This window comes from Isosphaeraceae bacterium EP7 (assembly GCA_038400315.1).
In the GTDB taxonomy this organism is placed as follows: domain Bacteria; phylum Planctomycetota; class Planctomycetia; order Isosphaerales; family Isosphaeraceae; genus EP7.
Genome location: CP151667.1, coordinates 4,745,827 through 4,766,672, shown reverse-complemented (window position 1 = coordinate 4,766,672; position 20,846 = coordinate 4,745,827). Strand labels below are relative to the sequence as shown.

Here is a 20,846-nt window from a genome sequence, read left to right as displayed (position 1 = left end):
AGGATTTCGACAGTATGGCGTACGTGACAGTCGGGCCAAATCGGCTCTTCGTGGACGATTCCGGGTCGGGCGATGCGATCGTCCTGCTCAGCGGCCTGGGCGGTGATCATCGGGCCTTCGCGGTCACGAGCCGTGCACTGGCCGCCCGTTCTCGCGTGATCGCGATCGATGCCCGCGACTCGGGGCAGAGCACCCGGTCCGAAGTCCGGTACACCACGGCCGACCTGGCCGACGATGTCGCCGCCTGCCTGACCTCGCTGGGCGTCCGATCCGCCACGGTACTCGGCCACTCCCTGGGTGGACTCATCGCCCAGGAATTCGCCCTCCGGCATTCCGATCGTCTCGACGCCCTGATCCTTGTTTCGAGCCACGCGAGCACGAGCCCCTGGAAGCGAGGGGTCGTTGATTCGTGGGCCATCCTCAAGCGCCGGGTGAACGCGGCCGAGTTCGCCCGGGGTACGCTCCCCTGGCTGGTGGGCCCCTCGTTCTTCAACAATCCGGGTCAGGTCGAGGGGATGGTCCGGTTCGCCGAGAAGAACCCCTATCCGCAGGAAGCCGACGCATTCGACCGCCAGGCCGCGGCCGCCGTCGCGCACGACTCGAGGCCGAGACTCGGCTCGATCGGCGTTCCCACGCTCGTGATCTCGGGGATGGCGGACCTGGTCAATCCGCCGGCGGTAGCCGCCGACCTGGCCGCCTCGATCCAGGGTGCGAGGCTCATCTTGCTCGACGGAGTGGGCCACTTGCCACATATTGAGGATGGGCCGGCGTTCCGCGAGGCCGTCGAGGCTTTCCTCGACGAACACGCGGGATCGAGGGTTGCAGCGGAGCCGTCGCCGGCATAGGGTCTGCGCACTGGACCGATGGGACAAACTTGGAGGAGCGACGATGGCGACCGAAGAGGAATTGAAGAAGGCCTACAAGGCCTTTAAGAAGCGCCTGAAGCTGGCCAGGCTCGACGACGCGTCGGGGCTCAGCCCGGGCACCAAGACTTCGAAGATCGCCGGAATCACTCCTCCCGGCGGCCACCCCGCAGGAATCTGGGACGAGCTTGTCGCCCTGAAGCGGCTCAAGAACGAAGGGCACGGGACTTATACGACGGTGGACGGGGCCTTGTGAGCGAGGCCTCGACCGACTCGACCGCAACGCGATACCGGTTCGTCCTGTGCGCCGCGACCCTGACGATGCTCGTCGGGTCGTGGCCCCTCTGGGCCGACGATGGCCCGTTCCCCCGCGTCCCCTTCTTCCTCGGATGGCCGAAAGCGGGAATCCTCGCCCCGCTCCTGCGGGCCGGGATGATTGCCGGGTTGCTGCTCGCCGCGATCGGGGTCGTCCCTCGGCGATCCCTGGCCGTTGCGCTGGTGCTGATGACTTCCCTGATCCTGGGCGATCAGCATCGATTCCAGCCCTGGGCCTACCAGTTCCTGCTCATCGGCCTGGCCCTGGCGGTCGCCCCGGCGGCTGAAGCGTTGGTCTTCGCACGCTGGTGTCTCATCGCCCTCTACGCCCATTCCGCCCTGTCCAAGATCGACTTCTCCTTCTGCGACGAGTTGGGGCAGACCTTCCTTCAGACGTCGCTGCGGCCCTTCGGCCTCCGTCCCGAACTCTGGTCACCTACGGCCAGGATCGTGGCCGCTCTGACGATGCCCGGTGCGGAGCTGCTCGTCGCCGCGTGCCTGGCCTGTCGCAAGACTCGACGGGCCGGGCTCGTCGGGGCGATCGCGGTCCATCTCGGGTTGCTGACGGTTCTCGGGCCCCTCGGCCTGAACCACAGCGCGAATGTCCTGATCTGGAACGGCTCGATGATCGCCCAGGATCTGCTGATCTTCGGGCCGGGGTGCTTTCTCATAGGGCCGGCCGAACGGAGGTTTTCGTTCCTTCCTATCCGGGTCGTCCTGTACGCCTCCATGCTGCTTCCGTTCGGCGAACGATTCGGCCTGTTCGACACCTGGCCCTCGCACGCCGTCTATGCGAGCCATGCGGAACGGACCGAGGTCGCCGTCGCGGCGGACGACGCGAATCGACTGCCGGATTCGCTCGGACGACACCTCGGACGGGACGAGATGGGGGATTTTCGGGCGCTCGACCTCGCCGGATGGAGCCTTGCCGAGCGGGGAACTCCGCTCTATCCCCAGAATCGGGCGTGGCATGGTGTGGCGGTTGCACTGGCGGAGCGAGACGAGATCCTGGTCCGCGTCATCCATCGGGGCCGCGCTTCGGCCTTGTCGGGTCGACGCGACTCGATCATTCTGACCGGCCGGGAAATGCTCCGCGACGGGTGGAAGGGGAGCTGGCTCAACGCGATGCCCTCACCCGCGTCCGTCTCGGAGCCCCATCGGATGCCCCGGCCTGAACTTCCCCGAGATTGAGGACGAGTCGACATGCGCCTGCCCAGGGCCAGCGGCATTTTGCTCCACCCAACGTCCCTTCCCAGCAGCTTCGGCATCGGCGACCTTGGGCCGGGCGCGACGGCTTTCGTCGATTATCTGGCCGAGGCCGGCCAGAGGTGGTGGCAGGTCCTGCCGCTCAACCCGACCGGCTTCGGCAACTCCCCTTACCAGGCCTATTCGTCCTACGCGGGAAATCGGCTGCTTCTCAGCCCTGAGCGACTCGTGGATGACGGTTGGCTCACCGCGGATGACTGGTCGGACTATCCGATCCTGGCCGAGGATCACGTCGACTTCGACGCCGTGACGATCGCGAAGGACAAGCTCTTCAAGAAGGCCTTCGATCGATTCGACTCCAACCAGCTCGGCTTCCACAACTTCATCAACGATGAGGCCTTCTGGCTCGACGATTATTCACTCTACATGGCGATCAAGGAGGCACACGGCGGCTCCTGCTGGTTTGACTGGCCGGCCGAGCTGATCCACCGCGAGCCGGAAGCCATGGCCTATTGGCGTGAGAAGCTCGCGACCGAAATCCGCTATGCCCAGTTCCTCCAGTTCTCCCTTGCCCGACAGTGGCGGTCCCTCAGGGAATATTGCAATGCCCGGAACGTCGGCCTGATCGGCGATGTCCCCATCTTCGTCGCCCACGACAGCGCCGACGTCTGGAGCCATCAGGGACTCTTCGAGCTGAACGATTCCGGCAGGCCTACGGTCGTGGCCGGGGTCCCGCCCGACTACTTCGCCGCGGAGGGACAGCTCTGGGGCAACCCCCTCTATCGCTGGGACGTGATGGCCCGAGACGGCTACTCCTGGTGGATCGGCCGGCTGAAGGCAACGACGCGGCTGGTTGATCTCGTGCGGCTCGACCACTTCCGCGGCTTCCAGGCCTACTGGGAAGTCCCCGCCACCGCCCCGACCGCCATGGAAGGGCGCTGGGCCATGGGGCCCGGAACCACCTTCTTCGACTCCATCCGCGAAGGGCTCGGGGGGCTTCCCTTGATCGCCGAAGACCTCGGCATGATCACCGACGAGGTGCGTTTCCTCCGCGACCGCTTCGAGCTGCCGGGGATGCGGGTGCTCCAGTTCGCGTTCAACTCCGACCCCCGCACCGACATCCACCTGCCGCACAATTTTGTGAATCACTGCTTCGTCTACACCGGCACCCACGACAACGACACGACCATCGGCTGGTTCACCGGCCCTCGCTCGGACACGACGCAGAACCAGGACGAGGTCCTGAAAGAGCGGGCGTTCACGCTCCGCTACCTCGGCTCGCAGGGCAAGGAAATCAACTGGGACATGATCCGCCTGGCCCTGGCGTCGGCGGCTGACACGGCGATCATCCCCATGCAGGACATCCTCGGCCTGGGCCGAGAGGCCCGGATGAACGTCCCCGGGCGAGCCAAGGGAAACTGGGGCTGGCGCATGCTTCCCACCCAGCTCGACGTCTCCAGCAGGTTACGCCTCGCCGAACTGACCGCCGTCTACGGCCGCTGGAACGGCGCGACCCCCGACGCCTTCCGCTTCCCCGAGCTCATCTGACGACGCGGCCTCGACGCGTGCATCGAGGCCCGCCGGCCTCCTCAGATCGATGAGGCCGGCGGGCGGTTCGCACCTGGTCCGTTTCAGGCCCGGGACTCGATCACGCTCAATGGGAACGTGGCGAACAGGTCGGAGAGGTCGACGGCGAACGCATCGCCTTCCGCCTGTGCCGCGATGCAGCGATCCGAGATGAGATCCGTCCACGCGCCGGACGGGAGGATGACCTTCGTCCCGCTCCAAAGGCTGCCGACGGGGAGTGTCCTCGCATCGTCACCCATCAATGGCGCGACGAGCCGGGGAGTGATGTATACAACCGCCCGATTTTCTCGGGTGCGGGCGAAGGCAAGGACTCGATCGGCATGAGGACCGACGACCTCGATGGGGCGATAATCACCCCGCTCGTAGAGGTCGCGCCGACTCCGGCGGTGATTGAGCAGAGTCCAGATCAGGTAGAGCTTGACCGCCCCGTCGTCGGAAGCTTCGAGAAGGCTCTGGGCGAGTTGCTCACGGGATTCGCCCGCATCGAGCGATGCGCGGATCTCGCCGAGGATCTTGCGTCGAACCTCGTAGTTGACCGGCCGGCGATTGTCCGGGTCCACCATACTGAAGTCCCAGAGCTCGCATCCCTGGTAGACGTCCGGCACGCCGGGCGATCCGATCTTCAACGCCGCCTGCGCGAGCGAGTGGACGATCGCCACCCGGGCGATCCGCCCCTGGAATTCGCTGAAATCGTTCAGGAAGCGCAGAGTGTTCTCGCCCCGCAAAACGTTCTTGACGAACTCGCTCAGGGCATCGCAATAGGCCGGGTCGCTGTCGGACCAGCTCGTGTTCCGCTTGGCCTCGCGTGCCGCCTTGACCATGTAGGCCGCCACGCGTGAGGCGAACTCCTCTGTCGGGGGGCTCGCAGGCTCGCCGGCCGGCCATGCGCCAATCAACGTCTGGTAGAACAGGTATTCTTCGATCGGATCGGGGACGGGCTTGCCGTTCACCTCCGGCTTGATGGATCTGTTCAGTTCCGACCAGCGGGCTAGACGGGCGGGCCATTCGGCCACGAATTCGGAGATCGCGTCGATGCGGATCCGCGCATCCTCTCCGCGTTTGGTGTCGTGGGTCGCCGTCGTGCTCAGGCCGCCCGGCCAGTCGCGAAGGCGATGCAAGTTCTGATCGTGGAACTCGCGTGCGGAGCGGCCGAAGTGCTCGGGGTCGCCGCCGACCTCGTTCAGCGAGATGAGCCGGACAAAGCGGTAGAAGCCGGTGTCTTCGAGAGCCTTGGCCTCGACCGGGCCCGTGGTCTGCTGGAACCGTCCGAGGAAGAGTTCGCGCCGGCGTAGCTCGGCGTCGGAGCAATCGGCCGGCGGGTCCAGGAGAAGGACCGACTCGAGGAAGTCGAAGACCGACGGGTCGATCGAGGGCTCACGCCGCCGGGCGTGTGAGAACGCCAGCTCCATCGAGGCCCGATCGGTCGGCGAGATCGGCTCGCCCGGGCGAATGTAGGTCCGGTAGATGCCGAATGCTGAGATCACCTCGCGCAGGGCCCGCGTCAGCTGGTTCAAGGTGAAGTCGCGCGAGTGACGATTCCCCTCGGCGATCTTGCTGAGCCGATTGGCCAGCATGTTCGTCTCGCTGGCCATCGACGTTCCGGTGACGTATCCCTTGCACTCGCGGATCGTCTCCTCCAGGGTGTGGCGGTCTCCGCTGAACGACCGATAGGCCTCGTCGATCGCCAATTCCGAGGCCGGGTCGACGAACAGGCCGTTCAAGGCGTTCAGATATTCATAACCGACCGTTCCATCGATGGGCCAATTTTCTGGCAGCCGCTCGTCTCCCGTGAGGATCTTCTCGGCGACGATCGGGAAGCGGCCCGCTAGCTCGGATTTCGCGTCCCGGGCGATTTCCGCGTCGTATTGCTCCCTTATCGGGAGCGCGACGTCCTTCCAGGCGAGTCCCTGCGCATCGCCCTCGACGAGAGCTCTGCACGCGGACAGGAAAAGGGCCCGCTGGAGGTTGCAGAAGTAGCCCCTCGGGTCGGCCAGTCCGTCCGGATGGTCGATCCGGAGGCCGGAGACTCCCCCCTTCACCCCCCATTCGATGATCTGGACGTGAATCGCCTCGAAGACGCTCGGATCCTCGGTGCGAAGGCCGGCCAGCTCATTGATATCGAAAAATCTGCGATAATTGATCTCTTCCGACGCGACCCGCCAGAAGGCCAGCCGGTACACCTGCTCCTCCAGCAGTTCGTGAAGCGGGTTGAACGAGCGGGGCTCGCCGACCTTGCCGCGGAAGTATCCGAGGCGACGTTCGACGAATTCCCCGACCCGAGGGCTCTCGCCGATGAGCCGTTCGGTCCTCCGCTTCAGGACTTCCGTCTCGCGCCTGACGTGCTCGAGCGAGGCGACGTCGGTGGCCTCTCGGTCGGGTAGTTCGTCCGCGGCGCCACGGATGCTCCTCAGCTCGAGCATGTCCCAATCGCCCAGGTCGCAGTCGACTAGGAAACTTGTTTCCCGGTCATCGAGCAACCGGGAGTACGACCTCGGGTGGATGGGCAACACCCACTCGCCGTAGTGGAAGGTGAAAACGCCGCCGGCACACTCGATCCGGAAGGCGCCGCTCTCGAGGACGTTGCCATATTGTCCGCCCAGAATCGGGATCAGGACGCGGCCGGCGAGCTCGGCCTTGACCGGCTGCCAGTCGATGTCGAAGAAGCGGGCCGAGGAGGATTGCTTGCCCAGTTCGAGGAGGTCGAGCCAGAAACGATTCTGGCCGGCGATGCCCATGTGGTTCGGCACGATGTCGAGCACTCGCCGCATCCCTCGCCCGGCCAGCCCGGCCACGAGCCGGTCGTGCGCCGCCTGGTCGCCGATCTCGGCGTTGAGCCTGCTGTGATCGAAGACGTCGTAACCGTGAGTGCTCCCCGGTCGGGCGCTCAGGAAGGGCGACAGGTAGAGGTCGGTGATGCCCAGATCGTCGAGATAATCGAGCAGGCCCGTGGCCGCGTCGAGCCTGAACCCAGCGTGAACCTGGAGCCGGTAAGTCGTCAGAGGCCGCTCGACCCGGAGCCCCGCGACCTCGGCGAAGATCCGGCCGGCAACGCCCGTCCGCTGCCGCGCGTCGTCCTCGGTTGCCGCGTGGTCTCGATCGTTGGGCGTGGCCATGGCTCGGGCGTTCTCCGGGCGAGGATGGGATAGTTCCGACACGGGCAGAGCAAACAGCACGCCACCTGCTTCCCGGCACGATGCCGGCCTCGCTGGCCCCTTCATAAGAAATTTAGTAGAAATTCAATTGATCTGGATTCGTGTTCGTGACCCGCCGGGTGCTTGCGGAGTTTTCTCGGCATTGGTACGGAACTTGTATTGAGCGAGAAATAATGCCCAGGGGTTGAGCCACCACGGCGGGACTCTCCAGGGGCAAAACGATCGGAACGACCGCGAACGCCTCGCGTGCGTCCTCCGTCACGCGGGGCGAGCCTCGTCCCGCGCCACAGCCAATCACGCTGGAGTGGCGTCGCACGCCCTGCCCATATGCCCCGAATCAAGAATTTGCTCCCCGGACAGCCCGACAAGCTTGGGCCGACGATCACCCCCGAGGGGATCAACTTCGCAATCCACTCGTCGGGAGCGACCCGCGTCGAGCTGCTCCTCTTCGACAATATCGCCGATCAACGTCCCGCCCAGGTCATCCCGCTCTCCGAGGAGACGAACAAGACCGGCGACATCTGGCATATCTTCGTCGAAGGACTGCCCAACCGGACCCTGTATAACTACCGGGTCGACGGCCCCTACAACCCGGTGGCGACGGGCGCGCGGTTCAATTGCGCCAAAACGTTGCTCGACCCCTATGCCCCGGCCGTCACGGGCGACTTCAACTGGTTGATGGCCGACGCCCTGGGCTACGACAACAACGATCCCACGCTCGAAGACCGCGACCTCAAGCCGTCGACCGTCGAGAATGTCACCGCGGCCGCTCGCTGCGTCGCCTACCGGAGCGACTTCGACTGGGAAGGGGACCGGCACCCCGACATCCCGATCGAAGAGTCGATCATCTACGAGGTCAGTGTGCGCGGGTTCACGCGGCACCACTCGGCGGCGAGCGACTTCGGCGGCACGTATCGCGGGTTCATCGAGAAGATCCCCTACCTCAAGGACCTGGGGATCACGGCGGTCGAGCTGCTCCCCGTTTTCGAGTTCGACGCCTTCGATGCCCCGTTCCGCGACCCAATGACCGGCGAACGCCTGAGCAACGCCTGGGGCTACAACACGGTCGCGTTCTTCGCCCCCGAGTCGCACTACAGCTATTATGGCAAGTGCGGCGAGCAGATCGACGAATTCAAGATGCTGGTGCGCGAGCTGCACAAGAACAACATCGAGGTCATCCTCGACGTCGTGTTCAACCACACGCGCGAGGGCAACCACTACGGCCCGACGATCAGCTTCAAGGGGCTGGACAACGGCACGTACTACATGCTCGCGCCCGACCCGCGCTACTACAACGACTTCACCGGCTGCGGCAACACGATGAACTGCAACCACCCGGTGGTCCGCAGGTTCATCCTGGATTGCCTGCGCTACTGGGTCGAGGAGATGCACGTCGACGGCTTCAGGTTCGACCTGGCGGCCGTCTTCGCCGTGGACGTCGACCAGCAGGAGAAGGGCAAGACGCCGATCATCCACGAGATCGAGACCGACCCGGTCCTCTCTCGGATCAAGCTCATCGCCGAGCCCTGGAGCATCCGCCAGTACCGCCTGGGTAGCTTCTCGGACCGGAGATGGGCCGAGTGGAACGGCAAGTTCCGCGACACCCTGCGGAAATTCATCAAAGGGGACGCCGGGGTCGTCGGCGAATTGGCCACTCGCGTCGCCGGCTCATACGACCTCTTCGGCTCCGGCGACGGCGACGAACGGTCGCCGTTCCACAGCATCAACTTCGTGACCTGCCACGACGGCTTCACGCTGAATGACCTGGTCAGCTTCAACGAGAAGCACAACGAACGCAACGGCGAGGAAGGGCGCGACGGCGCCAACGACAATGAGAGCTGGAACTGCGGGATCGAAGGTTACACCGACGACCCCGAGATCGAGGCCCTTCGCCGCAAGCAGATCAAGAACTTCCTGACCCTGCTCTTCCTCTCGCAGGGCACCCCGATGCTCCTCTACGGCGACGAGATGCGTCGGACCGCCGAGGGGGACAACAACACCGTGTTCCAGGATAACCACCTCAACTGGATCAACTGGGAAGACGCCAAGAAGAACGAGGAGATCCTCGACTTCACTCGCAAGATCATCGCCCTTCGCAAGCGTCACCAGATCGTCAGCCGCTGGCGCTACCTGACCCCCGAGGACTCCGAGACGCCGACCCTCCGCCAGATCACCTGGCACGGGGTGAAGCCGAGCGAGGCCGACTTCGGCGAGTCGTCCCGTTTCATCGCCTGGACCCTCGAAGCCTTCAAGACCGACCAGCGCTCCGACGTCCCCATCTACGTCGCCTCCAACTCTTACTGGGAGCCGATCACGGCCGAGCTGCCGGTTGTGCAAGGCAGGCGTTGGTATCGCGTGGTTGACACCAACCGGAGCGCGGTCGACGACATCCTCCTCGACGAGGCGGCCGTCTTCGTCCCCGAGGCCCACATCACCATCGAGCCGCGAAGCACGATCGTCCTCATCGGCCGCTGAGGTCGGACGTTAGACACTCCCCCAGACGCCCCGACGGCCACCCCAGGTCATCGGGGCGTTTCTCTCTTTATGCACCGAGCCGATGCATCCTCTTCAGGCCTTCTCCCTCCGCTGCTCGTCCTGGATTTTCGGGGCTCTGCTCGGGGCCGCCCTGGTCGCGTCGCTCCCGCAGCGATCCTCCTCGGCCGAACACCTCGCCGCCTTCCTGGCCCCGATCCTCCTCTCGATCATCGCTTCGGAGTGCATCTTGCTCCTCCTACGCGCATCTCCCGCAAAACTCGTCCCCATCCGCTGGACCGAGCTCGCCGATGGCGCGACCGGCATCGCCGAGGTCCCGGGAGTCGCCGTTTCGGAGTCGGGAGAGTACGGCGAGTTCTCGCGATTCGAGGCGTTCTCTCGCGACAACCCGGTCATCGACACTCCGCCGCGCAACTCTCGCCCCCCCCTCCTGGGGCGGGTGGTCCTCGCCTCAGTCTTCGTCGGCCGAGACGGGCGTCGCTGGCAGCCCGATGAGATCCGATCCAGCCTGAACGAGGTTGCGAGGGCCGCGCGCTGGATCGCGCGCCAGGCGGCGACGCATGCCGTGCCGCTCCACATCGATTTGGCCCGCGTCTTCCTGGAGGCCGAGGACACGGAGCCCGCCGGTTCCCAGGAATTTGGATTCGGCTACCAGGGCGATGAGCTCGTCCCCAGCACACCGAGGCAGGTCGTCAGCGAACTCTCTTCCATGAGCCGGGCGGCCGGTCAGCTCGGCTTCCGCGACGCCGCGGACCTGGTGGATTCGATCGGAAGGAGGATCGAGGCCGACGCCATCGCCTGGATCCTTTGCCCGATGCGCTCCGGCCTCTCGTTCGCCGTCCGCGAGTCCGATGGCCACCTTCCCGGCGTCAACCTCGCGGTCTGCTATCCACGCTATTCCGACTTCTCAGGGCGTCTCAAAGGGGCCGTGGGCACCGATCCCGCCACGGTGGCCCACGAGATCCTCCACCTCTTTGGCGCCGAGGATAAATACGGGCTGCCGCTGGACGACGGGCCGAGCCCGGGCGTGACGAGCCGCGACGTCATGCGGCTCGACTCGCCCAGGCTCTCGCAGCTCAGGATCGACCCGCTCACCGCCTCGGAGATTGGGTGGGGCCGCCGCTGATCCATCCCATCAGCGCACGTCGGGCATCGTCGCCTCTGCCACCGACTTGAGCAGGTCGAGCACTGCCCGCCGCACCTTCGGCTCAGCCCCAACCTCCAGGCAGCTCGACCGCGCCCGCCAGGCGGTGTAGCCCCCCAGCTTGTGCTGGTCCGGCGGCGTCAGGTAGCCGTGATAGCCGTTGGCCAGCTCATTGATGAACGTCGGCTTCAGGGGGCTTCCCTCCTTGATCGCCAGGCCGGTCTGGCAGTAGACCTCATTCGGGATCGCGGCCAGCCCCATCGTGCCGATCCGCATCGCCTGGAGCTTGACCCGTGCCTCCTTGGGACCGACGGACAAGAGAACAGTCTCGCGAGCGTAGATTTCTTCCCATCCCTGCAACGAACGCCCCTTGATGGGGGCCAGCACCGCCTTGGCGCGGGCCACCTCGTCGGCGCCGGCCAGTCGGAGCGGGATCGTGAGGATGGTCTCGCGGGCGACGAGCGGAACCCAGTCGTGATATTCGATCGTCTGATAAGCCTCGAGCGCACGCTCCGAGACGCTGGCCGAGACCGTCTCGATCGTGACGTTCCCCTTCGGCTTGCTATAGTCGAAGCATTGCGTCTCGGCGCATGTGCCGTTGGCCAGTGCCGCGACGAACGGAGGGCCCTCTCCGGGTCCCGCGCCCAGCTTCGCCTCGATCCGCTCGCAGAACCTGCCGAAGTAATCGGCCGAGGTCGTCCCGGCCGGGATCCCGTATCCCACGTAATGCATGGCGTAATTGGCCATCAGCGCGATCGGCCGCCCGTCGCTCGCCCGCTTCAAGGAGAGCAGCCCGATCTCCGGGTCGACCGGCCCGGTCACCTCGACCGCGTTCGGGTTCTGGAACCCAGGATGCATCTGCGCCTGGTCATCCTTGGTCCCGCCGAACGGATTTGTCAGCGCCGTACCGGGCTTCATCAGCCAGCGGCGGCAGAAGACCTGCGTCGGGTCGCTGCCGCTACCCCAGCCCACCCGCGCAGGCGCCAGGTTCGCGTCCGCCTTGATGACCCCCTCGGCAATCTGACCGATGAGAAAGGCGACATAGTCTTTATCGGGCTCGCTCTGGAAGACGCCGACCGAGGCCGGCCCCGTATGCGTGTGGGTGGCCGACATCATCATGTGGTCGGCGGCGATTCCGGTTGCCTTCGAGGCCCTTGCCTTCGCCTCGTCGAAGATCTCGTCGGAGATCAGGCAGCTATCCACCACCACGATCGCGACCTTCGAAGTCCCGTCGTCGAGCACGATGCACCTGGCGTGGAGCCGGCTCGACGCCGAATTCGCTACCTGGTTATTGAGCTGCCCGTTCATCGAGATCGGGAATTTCAGGGGGGTGACATCCGCCGAGAATGCGCCGGCCCGGAAGACGGGGGCCGCGCCCTGTGATGTCCCTGCGCAGAGAGCGGCCAACACCAACGAAGAATGGATGAGAAGCCTGCCGGCAGTCATGAGAGTCTCCTGGGTGACGCGAACGAACGTACGAAGCCGGCGTCAATCGCCGGTCGATGCCCGGAGTATCCGGGCGGAGAACCCGCCAGTCGACGCATTTCCGGGTCGAGACTTGCACGCTAGGATGAAACGTTCACCTCGCAAACTTCAATTCCCGACCCCTGCTCGCCTCGAGCCCCTGTGCGGGCGGGCCATCTCAGACCGACCTGGAGGCCACGATGCCTCGGACCTGGATCGTCATCTTCGGAGTGCTGATCGCAACCGAAGCCGGTGCGCAGTCTAACGTGCCTTCGGACCCTATCCCCGTCCCAGGCCCGGCCCTTTCCCAAGCCCCGGGCGCCGTCAGGCCGGCGTCGGGCTCCCTCGTCCCCCGTCCGGCCACGGCCGTTGCCCGCCCTGCCGCAGGCTCATCTCCCACGACCACGAAGGCTGCATCAGCCCCCCGCCGGTCCCCGGCCTCGAACACGACGCCGGCCGCACCTGCCAGGCAGGCCGCCCGGCCCAGGGGCAACCCCAATGCGATCTTTCAGCCGCCCGCCTCCGTTATCAATGCCGACCCACGACCGATGCGACCGACCCTGTTCGGGCCGCTCGACCTGAAGACGATGCGCAGAACCGATCATGTGCCGCTCCCCCCTGCCGGGCCGCGGGTCAATCTGGCCCCCATCGCCGGGCTCCGGCCGGGGATGTCCTTCGTCTCGGGCAGAATCCCGCTGCCGGGGGGGAACAACCTGACTGATCGCCAGAATTATCAGATGACGAGCTACCTCAATGCCAACGGAGGTCTCACCACGATCGTGTACGACAGGCAGACCGGCCTGGCGCGGGCCTACAACCAGTCGGTCAGCTTCGACGGCAACTATGGCGGACCCCTCCCTCCCGGCATCAGCCGGCATATGCCCGGGCCGGCCATCGGCGTCACCTCCTGGCCGTATAATTCCCTGAGCGGCTCCGTCTCCAATCCGAGCGTCGACCGCACCGGGCCTTATGCCACGGGCCGCTTCTCCGCGGATGGACCCGGTGGCCCCAGCGGCGCACTCGGGACCCTCAACTCGGTGACTCCCAGTCTCGGCGGTTCTCCTCCCACCGGCTTCGGTGCATCGAACCTTCCGATGGGCGGGATGCCGTCGCTCTCGCTCTCACCACCCCCCTGAGGTCGCTCGATCGACTCCCTGACCCCATCGAGCCCAAGAATCCGCCGGCATCACGCAGACATGCAATCAAACAATCAATTGCATATTCGTTTGCGAGATTTTCGGAATTCTCCGAACCTCGAGGCGACCGGAGCCGTACTGGCTCCGACGGATTGGCCCGACGCCCGGGGTGTGAGACACTCTGGCTCGTCGGATCCCGGAGAAATCGCTACGATTTCGGGCCGGCACGCCAACGTTTGACGCTCTACTCTTTGCGAACGACCCGAGGCACATAAGCCTCTGATCGCTGCGGGGCCCCCGGGATGGATGGGGCCCCCGGTGAAGTCGTCCCGTCGGCATGAGTGGCCGGCGGCCGGCTCATCTTCCTCTGATGCACACATTCGGGAGAACGAATCGATGCGTAAGATGCTTCTGAGCCTTTCCGCCCTGGCCCTCATCTCCGCCCCGGCCTTCGGCGCCGTCAAGGTCGGTGACAAGGCCCCCGCCTTCGCCGGCATCCCCGCCATTGATGGCGACAAGGAAACGAACCTCGCCCTGTCCGACATCAAGGAAGACGTTGTCGTCGTCGTCTTCCTGGCCAACCACTGCCCGGCCGTGACCACCTACGAAGACCGGATCATCGACCTCGCCAAGGGCTACAAGGGCAAGAGCGTCAAGCTCGTCGCCGTCTCCGTCAGCGACACGGCCGAAGACGACCTCGACGCCATCAAGGCCCGCGTGAAGGACCGGAAGTACAACTTCGTCTACGGCTCCGACGTGTCCCAGCAGATTGGCAAAGACTTCGGCGCGGTCGTCACCCCGCAGTTCTTCGTCCTCGACAAGGGCCGCACCGTCCAGTACATCGGCGCCCTGGACGACAGCATGCAGGAGAACAAGGTCGAGAAGACCTACCTGAAGGACGCCATCGACGCCGTGCTCAAGGGCGAGTCGGTCGAGGTCTCCAAGACCCAGGCCCGCGGCTGCGGCATCGGCTACAAGAAGAGCAAGTAATCCGACTCGGGGTCGCCCACCCGGCGCCACGTTGAGGATCTGACAGCTCGAACTGTCGACGCAGAATCACGAGGCGATCTCCACCGGCCCATCCCGCCGGAGGCGGTCGCCTCGCTCGCATCCTAGAATCAAGATCGACGATGGACCAACCCCGGCGCGCCGAGCCGACGCGCCCACACCGGCGAGAGCTACGACCGTGACGACACAAACTCGGCAAACCCTTCGCGCCCTCGCCCCGGCGCTCTGGCTCGGATGCCTGGCCGGCTGCCTCGGCGAAGGCTCGCAGAACACCGTCAATCCCACGCCCTCGACCGTCCTGAATCCGGCCGCCCCCGACGAGCCCAAGCCCGCCGAGGTCAAGGCGATCGAGAGCACCCCCGCCGGAATCCAGCCAATCGAGAGTACGCCCGCAAAGGCCGCACCCGAGGCCGAGCCCAAGCCGGTCACCGAGACGGCCCATTCCGAGCCGACCAAGGGCGTCACGCCCGTCGACCTGGGCGCCATCGCCGCCGCGCCTGCTGCCCCGGAAGCCGCCGCCGGCGAGATCTCCCTGATCCCGGTCAAGTTCGACGCCTACCTGGCCAGGATCAAGGCCAACAAGAAGGCCAAGTACTCGATGGTCGACGCCTGGGCAACCTGGTGCGCCCCGTGCAAGGAGAACTTCCCGCACGTCGTCGAGATGCACAAGAAGTATGCCGACAAGGGCCTGGCCGTCTATTCGCTCTCGCTCGACCACCCCGATGTGCCCGCCGACCTGGCCGAGGCCCGCAAGTTCCTCAAGGAGCAGAAGGCGACCCTGACGAACCTGCTGCTCGACGAGGAAGAAGAGCCAGCGTTCGAGAAACTGAACATCAACGCCATCCCCGCCGTATTCATCTTCGGGCCTGATGGCGCCGAGCTGAAGCGGTTCACGATGGACGACGTCGAGAACCAGTTCACCTACGAGGAAGTCGAGAAATACGTCGCCGGCTTGCTCGAAGGCCCGGCGCCCAAGGGGACGGCCGCCCCTTGATTCCGAGGTCGGGACGGGCTTCCCCTCGTCAGGGCCATCGACGCCTGCTAGAATTGGGCTCGAAATTCTCCGTGCGGCTCAATCGCCCGGAATGCGACCTATCTGCACATCGAACGTATGCCGGCTCCGTGGCCGGCGGAGGCGGCGGTTCTCATGAAAGACGGCATCCACCCCAAGTACCTCGACAGCGTGGTCACCTGCGGCTGCGGCAACACCTTCGAGACGCGCAGCACCAAGCCGAAAATCGGGATCGAGGTCTGCTCGGCCTGCCATCCCTACTACACCGGCTCGGTGAAGTTCGTCGACGCCGCCGGCCGCGTGGACAAGTTCAATAAGAAGTTCCAGGGCAAGTACGGCAAGGCCAAGAAAGAAACCGAGACGCCGACCCCGGCCGCCGTCTGACCCTCGGACCCGAATCAACCAAGGCGGCCTACCGGCCCTCGTCGGACGCGTTTGACGCGAGACGAAGTCCGGAGGCCGTCTCGCGTTGCGCCATCCGCCAGATGATCTTCCTTCGCCGACTTCGAGGGCCCCAAGGGCTGTGTTCGAGAAGCTCCAGGCGGACTACCTTCGGTTTCAGGAACTCGACGCGGCGCTGCTCGACCCGGCGGTGACGTCCGACCCATCCAGGCTCGCCGGCCTGGCCAAGGAGCGGAGCGCCCTGGCCAAGCTGGCCATCCCGTACGGCCGATACCTCGACCTCTCGCGCCGGGTGACCGAGGCCAGGGCCCTCGTCGAGGCCGAGCCCGATTTCGAGATGCGCCAGTACGCCGAGGCCGAGATTGAGGAGCTGGAAGTCGAGCGGATCCGCGAGGGCGACGCCCTTCGCACGGTCCTTTATGACCGAGTCGCCGGCACCGACCGACCCAGCCTGATCATCGAGATCCGGGCCGGAATCGGCGGCGACGAGGCGGCCCTCTTCGCTCGCGACCTCTACGAGATGTATCGCAGGTACGCCGAGACCAAGGGCTGGACGTTCGAGGTCATCGACGTCGTCCCCACCGAGCTGGGCGGATTCCGCGAGGCCACCTTCGGCGTCGCCGGCGACGGGGCCTTCCGCAACCTCCAGTTCGAGAGCGGCGGGCACCGGGTCCAGCGCGTCCCCGAAACCGAAGCCCAGGGGCGAGTTCACACCTCGGCCGCCACCGTCGCCGTGCTCCCCGAGCCCGAAGAAGTGGACGTCGAGGTCAGGACCGAAGACCTCCAGATTGACGTGATGCGGGCCGGCGGGCCGGGCGGCCAGCACCAGAACAAGACCGAGAGTGCCGTGCGGATGACGCACCTGCCCAGCGGGATCGTCGTCGTCTGCCGCGACGAGCGGAGCCAGCACAAGAACCGCGCCAAGGCCCTCCGCCTGCTCCGCAGCCGCCTCTTCGACCAGACCCAGGCGAAGGCCAACGCCCAGCGGGCCGAGCAACGCCGCACCCTGATCGGCTCCGGAGATCGCTCCCAGCGCATCAGGACCTACAGCTTCCCCCAGAACCGTGTGACCGACCACCGGATCGGCCTGACTCTCTATCACCTCGACCGGATCATCCAGGGCGACCTCGACCCGCTCACTCTGGCCCTGATCGACCACGACCGCCGCGAGCAGCTCGGCGATATCTGACACGTCTGACACGATGTTCCTCATCCGGCCGGCCCTATCTCCGTGTCGTCCCTCCCAGACGCGAGCCGCCATGCCCAACACCGAAACCTGGACCGTCGGCCGGCTCCTGACCTGGACCGCCGACTTCCTCAAGAAGAAGGGCTCGGAAAGCCCCCGGCTCGACGCCGAGGTGCTGCTCGCCCACGTCCAAGGATGGCCCAGGGTCAAGCTTTATACCCAGTTCGACTCCGAGCCGAACGAAGCCAATCGAACCCGATTCCGCGAGCTGGTTCGCAAGCGAGCGGAGGGGTCTCCGGTTGCTTACCTCACCGGCCATAAAGAGTTCTACGCCCTGAGCTTGAAGGTCAGCCCCGCGGTCCTGATCCCCAGGCCTGATAGCGAATTCGTGGTCGTCGAGTTCATCGGCCTGACCAAGGGCAAAGGGCCCGTCCTGTGTGCCGACATCGGCACCGGCTCCGGCTGCCTGGCCCTGGCTTGCTCGAACTCGAACCGCGAGGCCAGGTTCCACGCCGTCGACCTCAGCCCGGAGGCGTTGGCCGTCGCCCGCGCCAATGCGAAAGAGCTGGTGCTCGAGCACCAGGTGACCTTCCACGAGGGCAGCCTGCTGGAGCCACTGGCAGACCTCGGCCCGTTCGACCTGATCATCTCCAATCCCCCCTATATCAAGGCGGGAGATTTGGCCGGGCTCGAGGTCGGCGTCCGCGACTACGAACCCCACCTGGCCCTCGACGGCGGCCCCGACGGCCTGCGCGTGGTCGAGCCCCTCGTGCGCGACGCCATCCCGATGCTCAAGCCGGGCGGCCACCTGATCCTCGAAATCGGCTCGGCTCAGGAGGCCGAGGTCCGTTCCCTGATCTCCGGACACCCCGAGTTCGACCTCGCCCCGACCATCCGCGACCACGCCAATCACCCGCGAGTCGTCCGCGCCACCCGTCGCTGAGAGGCGACGAGTTGCCCCCTCGCCACCCGGGTTCTCGCCCGTTATCATGCCCGGACCCGCCCCTCGATCGGCCCGCCCCAACCTACTGCGACCGAAGATGACGCCAGACCAGACTCATCACCCCCGCCTGCGGAGTCTGCCGATCTGGCGTGAGCCGATCGCCATCGATCCCCTGCCAGGCGGGATTACCAATCGGAATGAGCTGGTCGTCGACGCAAGCGGTCGGAAGTTCGTCGCCAGGTCTGGCGCCGACCTTCCCCTGCTCGGCGTCGATCGCCGCAATGAGGTCGCCTGTCAGGCCGCGGCGTCGAGCCTGGGAATCGCCCCCGAGATCGTCCACCACGAGCCGGGATTGCTTGTCACCCGATATCTCGACGCCCGGACGATGACCGCGGAGTCCATGCAAGCGACTGACTGCCTGGTGAGGCTCGCGGCCACGTTGCGCAAACTTCACGATGCCTGGGATGGGCTCTCGGGCGAGATGCTCTATTTTTCCTCATTCCAGACCATCCGCACCTACGCCGAGAATGCCAAGGTCCTGCAAGCCTCACTTCCAGATGACGTCGACGAGTTGGTGGACGATGCCCGATCCCTCGCCCGCCGCATTCAGCCGTTCACGCCGGTGCTCTGTCATAACGACTTGCTGCCGGCCAACATACTCAATGATGGCGAGCGGATTTCGCTGGTGGATTGGGAGTACGCCGGCATCGGCCACCCGCTCTTCGACCTGGCGGGAGTCTCGGCCAACTGCAGGCTGGACGACGATCAGGAGCAGACCCTGCTTGCCCACTATCTGGGTGATCGGGAACTGAGCATCGACCTGATGAGCGAGTTGCGCATCTTCAAGGTCGCCTCGTTGCTACGCGAGGCGCTCTGGTCGTGCATCCAGTCGGCGACCTCTTCGATTGATTTCGACTATCAGGCCTATGCCACCGAAAACTTCGACGCCTATCGACGGGTCCGTCGCCAACTCGACGAGCGGGCCGACGGAGTCATGTCCTCGCTCGTAGCCCTTTGATGGGCGGCCTGATCCCGCGAAAACCTCGATCGAAAGTCTTGGCCGTGGGCGTTGGCTTTCCTTACAATCTCAATCCGAGTTCCGTCCCGAGTTCCTTCCGAAGCGAGGGGACGACCCGCCGCGGGGCCCCGGCCGACCGGCCCGCATGCGTCCCCGTGTTCCCCCATCAGAAGCAAGGTTCCGATATGACCACGACGGCGACGTCGAGCGAGCAGGGCCAGAAGTTCGACAATAACGGCCAGTACAGCCGGGCGAGCATCCTCCGCTACGAGAAGATCTTCGGCGAGGGCTACATCAGCACAGGCGGCCAGGAAACGACCGACAACCTCGTCGGCCGGATCAAGGCGGCGCTCAAGCCGGGAGCCCGGATCCTCGACGTCGGCAGCGGCATCGGTGGCGCAGCCTTCTATCTCGCCAAGACTTACGGCGCCAAGGTCGTCGGCATCGACCTCGCCGAGGAGATGGTCACGCTCGCCAATGAGAACGCCGCCAAGGCGGGCGTCGGCGACTCAGTCACAACCATTCTTGGCGACATCCTGACCACCGAGTTCAAGGAGCCATTCGACGTCATCTGGAGCCGCGATGCCCTGATGCACATCCCGGACAAGCCCCGGCTCTTCAAGCGGCTCTTCGACCTGATGGCCCCCGGCGGCACGCTGGTCATCACCGACTATGCCAAGGGCGTGGGCGCGGGCTCGGCCGAATTCCAGGCCTACGTCAAGAAGACCGGCTATTCCCTGACCGATCCGGCCAGCTACGGCAAGCTCCTCGAAGGGGCCGGCTTCGTCGACGTCCACGCCGAGGACGCCACCGCGACTTTCCTCGAAATCATGCAGCGCGAGGCCGACCGCCTGAAGAACAACCGGGACGAGTTCCTGGCCATCTTCGGCGAGCAGGACCTGAACTACCTGCTCGAGCGCTGGCTCGCCAAGGACGGCTACTGCAAGGCCGGCGACATGAAGTGGGGCATCTACGTCGCCCACAAACCCGCCTGATCATTCGAGTTATGATCGACGATGGGGTCGCGCCCAATCCCCGGCGCGGCCCTCATTCGCCTCAATACGAAACGAACCCGAGCTGACGCCCCAGGCCCCGAACGAACCGAGGTCGACCGACGCCCATGCCGGCCCACGCCATCGAACCCGTCGCACCCGACGAGACGCCCCTCGGCAAGATTGGCCCGATCCTGGGCTGGTGCGTCCACGGCTACACCGCGCTGGGGCTGGTCGCAGCCGCCGGCATCGCGCTGGCGATCGTCCGAGGAACTCCTTCGGACTTCAGCTGGGCCTTCGCCTTGATGGCCATCGCCACGTTCATCGACGCCACCGACGGCACCCTCGCCCGCAAGGTTAGGATCCGCGAGGTCGTGCCCGGCTTCGACGGTCGGCGGCTCGATGACATCATCGACTTCCTCAACTACACCTTCCTCCCCTTGCTCCTGCTCTGGCGGGCCAAGTCCCTGCCCGATGGGCAGGAAGCCTGGCTCCTCCTGCCGCTGATGGCCAGCGTCTACGGCTTCTGTCAGGTTTCGATCAAGACCAGCGACGGCTATTTCCTGGGCTTCCCCTCGCTCTGGAATGTAGTCGCCTTTTACATCTACGCCCTGAGCCCGCCGACATGGCTCTCGCTCGCTTCGCTGATCTTCCTGGGCCTGCTCACGTTCGTTCCCAGCTTCTACCTCTACCCGTCGTCCAGGCGTAGCCGACTGAATACCCTGAGCAACGCGTTGGGGGCGGTCTGGGCGGCCGTCCTGATTCCGGGCTTCTGGCTGATGCAGGAGAATCCCGAGTCAACCGCTTGGCAGACCGGCTACTGGCTGGTCGCGGTCTCGCTGTTCTATGTCATCTTCTATCTCGGGGCCTCCTGGCTCGTCACCTTGAAGCATTGGTTCTCGCCGACCCCTTGATCTCGGAGTCG

At 65.4% G+C, this 20,846-nt stretch carries 17 protein-coding genes; 15 read left to right on the top strand and 2 right to left on the bottom strand.

Annotation, left to right across the window (positions count from 1 at the left end; genetic code table 11):
- Positions 1-14: 14 nt before the first annotated feature.
- Genes EP7_RS18430 through malQ form a run of 4 tightly spaced genes read left to right on the top strand, consistent with a single transcriptional unit; the run spans position 15 to position 3,932 of the window.
- A complete protein-coding gene (locus tag EP7_RS18430; protein WP_463523349.1) occupies positions 15-845 on the top strand; it encodes an alpha/beta fold hydrolase in 831 nt (276 codons plus the stop codon).
- A gap of 43 nt (positions 846-888) precedes the next feature.
- Complete coding sequence (locus EP7_RS18425) at positions 889-1,119, top strand: hypothetical protein (protein WP_463523347.1); 231 nt, start codon at positions 889-891, stop codon at positions 1,117-1,119.
- The gene (locus EP7_RS18420) at positions 1,116-2,369 is read left to right on the top strand and encodes a MauE/DoxX family redox-associated membrane protein (RefSeq protein WP_463523345.1); all 1,254 of its coding nucleotides are present in this window, start codon (positions 1,116-1,118) and stop codon (positions 2,367-2,369) included. The genes EP7_RS18425 and EP7_RS18420 overlap by 4 nt, the downstream gene beginning before the upstream one ends.
- Before the next feature lie 12 nt (positions 2,370-2,381).
- Positions 2,382-3,932, top strand: coding sequence for a 4-alpha-glucanotransferase (gene malQ / locus EP7_RS18415; RefSeq protein WP_463523343.1), 1,551 nt, complete (start codon positions 2,382-2,384; stop codon positions 3,930-3,932).
- A gap of 83 nt (positions 3,933-4,015) precedes the next feature.
- Here malQ and treY read toward each other — a convergent pair whose 3' ends face one another.
- Positions 4,016-7,084 carry a malto-oligosyltrehalose synthase gene (treY, locus tag EP7_RS18410; RefSeq protein WP_463523341.1) on the bottom strand — a complete coding sequence of 1,023 codons (3,069 nt, stop codon included), beginning with the start codon at positions 7,082-7,084 and terminating at the stop codon, positions 4,016-4,018.
- A 366-nt stretch (positions 7,085-7,450) separates the two neighbouring features.
- On the opposite strand from treY, the gene glgX reads away from it, so the two are divergent.
- Positions 7,451-9,598: a glycogen debranching protein GlgX gene (glgX, locus tag EP7_RS18405; protein WP_463523339.1), complete on the top strand. Its 2,148-nt coding sequence runs from the start codon at positions 7,451-7,453 to the stop codon at positions 9,596-9,598.
- 82 nt (positions 9,599-9,680) lie between these two features.
- A complete protein-coding gene (locus tag EP7_RS18400) occupies positions 9,681-10,742 on the top strand; it encodes a hypothetical protein (protein WP_463523337.1) in 1,062 nt (353 codons plus the stop codon).
- 9 nt (positions 10,743-10,751) lie between these two features.
- Here EP7_RS18400 and EP7_RS18395 read toward each other — a convergent pair whose 3' ends face one another.
- Positions 10,752-12,206, bottom strand: a complete 1,455-nt coding sequence (locus tag EP7_RS18395; protein ID WP_463523335.1) for a neutral/alkaline non-lysosomal ceramidase N-terminal domain-containing protein — start codon at positions 12,204-12,206, stop codon at positions 10,752-10,754.
- 566 nt (positions 12,207-12,772) lie between these two features.
- Here EP7_RS18395 and EP7_RS18390 point away from each other — a divergent pair.
- From EP7_RS18390 to EP7_RS18350, 9 genes are all read left to right on the top strand, one after another.
- On the top strand, positions 12,773-13,360 hold the full coding sequence (locus EP7_RS18390; RefSeq protein WP_463523333.1) for a hypothetical protein: 588 nt from the start codon (positions 12,773-12,775) through the stop codon (positions 13,358-13,360).
- A 396-nt stretch (positions 13,361-13,756) separates the two neighbouring features.
- Positions 13,757-14,350, top strand: coding sequence for a redoxin domain-containing protein (locus EP7_RS18385; RefSeq protein WP_463523331.1), 594 nt, complete (start codon positions 13,757-13,759; stop codon positions 14,348-14,350).
- Between the two features lie 196 nt (positions 14,351-14,546).
- Positions 14,547-15,362: a TlpA family protein disulfide reductase gene (locus tag EP7_RS18380; RefSeq protein WP_463523329.1), complete on the top strand. Its 816-nt coding sequence runs from the start codon at positions 14,547-14,549 to the stop codon at positions 15,360-15,362.
- A gap of 153 nt (positions 15,363-15,515) precedes the next feature.
- A complete protein-coding gene (gene rpmE, locus EP7_RS18375) occupies positions 15,516-15,764 on the top strand; it encodes a 50S ribosomal protein L31 (protein ID WP_463523327.1) in 249 nt (82 codons plus the stop codon).
- Between the two features lie 139 nt (positions 15,765-15,903).
- A complete protein-coding gene (gene prfA, locus EP7_RS18370; RefSeq protein ID WP_463523325.1) occupies positions 15,904-16,971 on the top strand; it encodes a peptide chain release factor 1 in 1,068 nt (355 codons plus the stop codon).
- A gap of 70 nt (positions 16,972-17,041) precedes the next feature.
- A complete protein-coding gene (prmC, locus tag EP7_RS18365) occupies positions 17,042-17,911 on the top strand; it encodes a peptide chain release factor N(5)-glutamine methyltransferase (RefSeq protein ID WP_463523323.1) in 870 nt (289 codons plus the stop codon).
- A 97-nt stretch (positions 17,912-18,008) separates the two neighbouring features.
- Positions 18,009-18,929 carry a phosphotransferase gene (locus tag EP7_RS18360; RefSeq protein ID WP_463523321.1) on the top strand — a complete coding sequence of 307 codons (921 nt, stop codon included), beginning with the start codon at positions 18,009-18,011 and terminating at the stop codon, positions 18,927-18,929.
- A 185-nt stretch (positions 18,930-19,114) separates the two neighbouring features.
- Positions 19,115-19,924, top strand: a complete 810-nt coding sequence (locus EP7_RS18355; protein ID WP_463523319.1) for a methyltransferase domain-containing protein — start codon at positions 19,115-19,117, stop codon at positions 19,922-19,924.
- Between the two features lie 125 nt (positions 19,925-20,049).
- A complete protein-coding gene (locus EP7_RS18350; RefSeq protein ID WP_463523317.1) occupies positions 20,050-20,835 on the top strand; it encodes a CDP-alcohol phosphatidyltransferase family protein in 786 nt (261 codons plus the stop codon).
- The last annotated feature ends 11 nt before the right edge of the window (positions 20,836-20,846 follow it).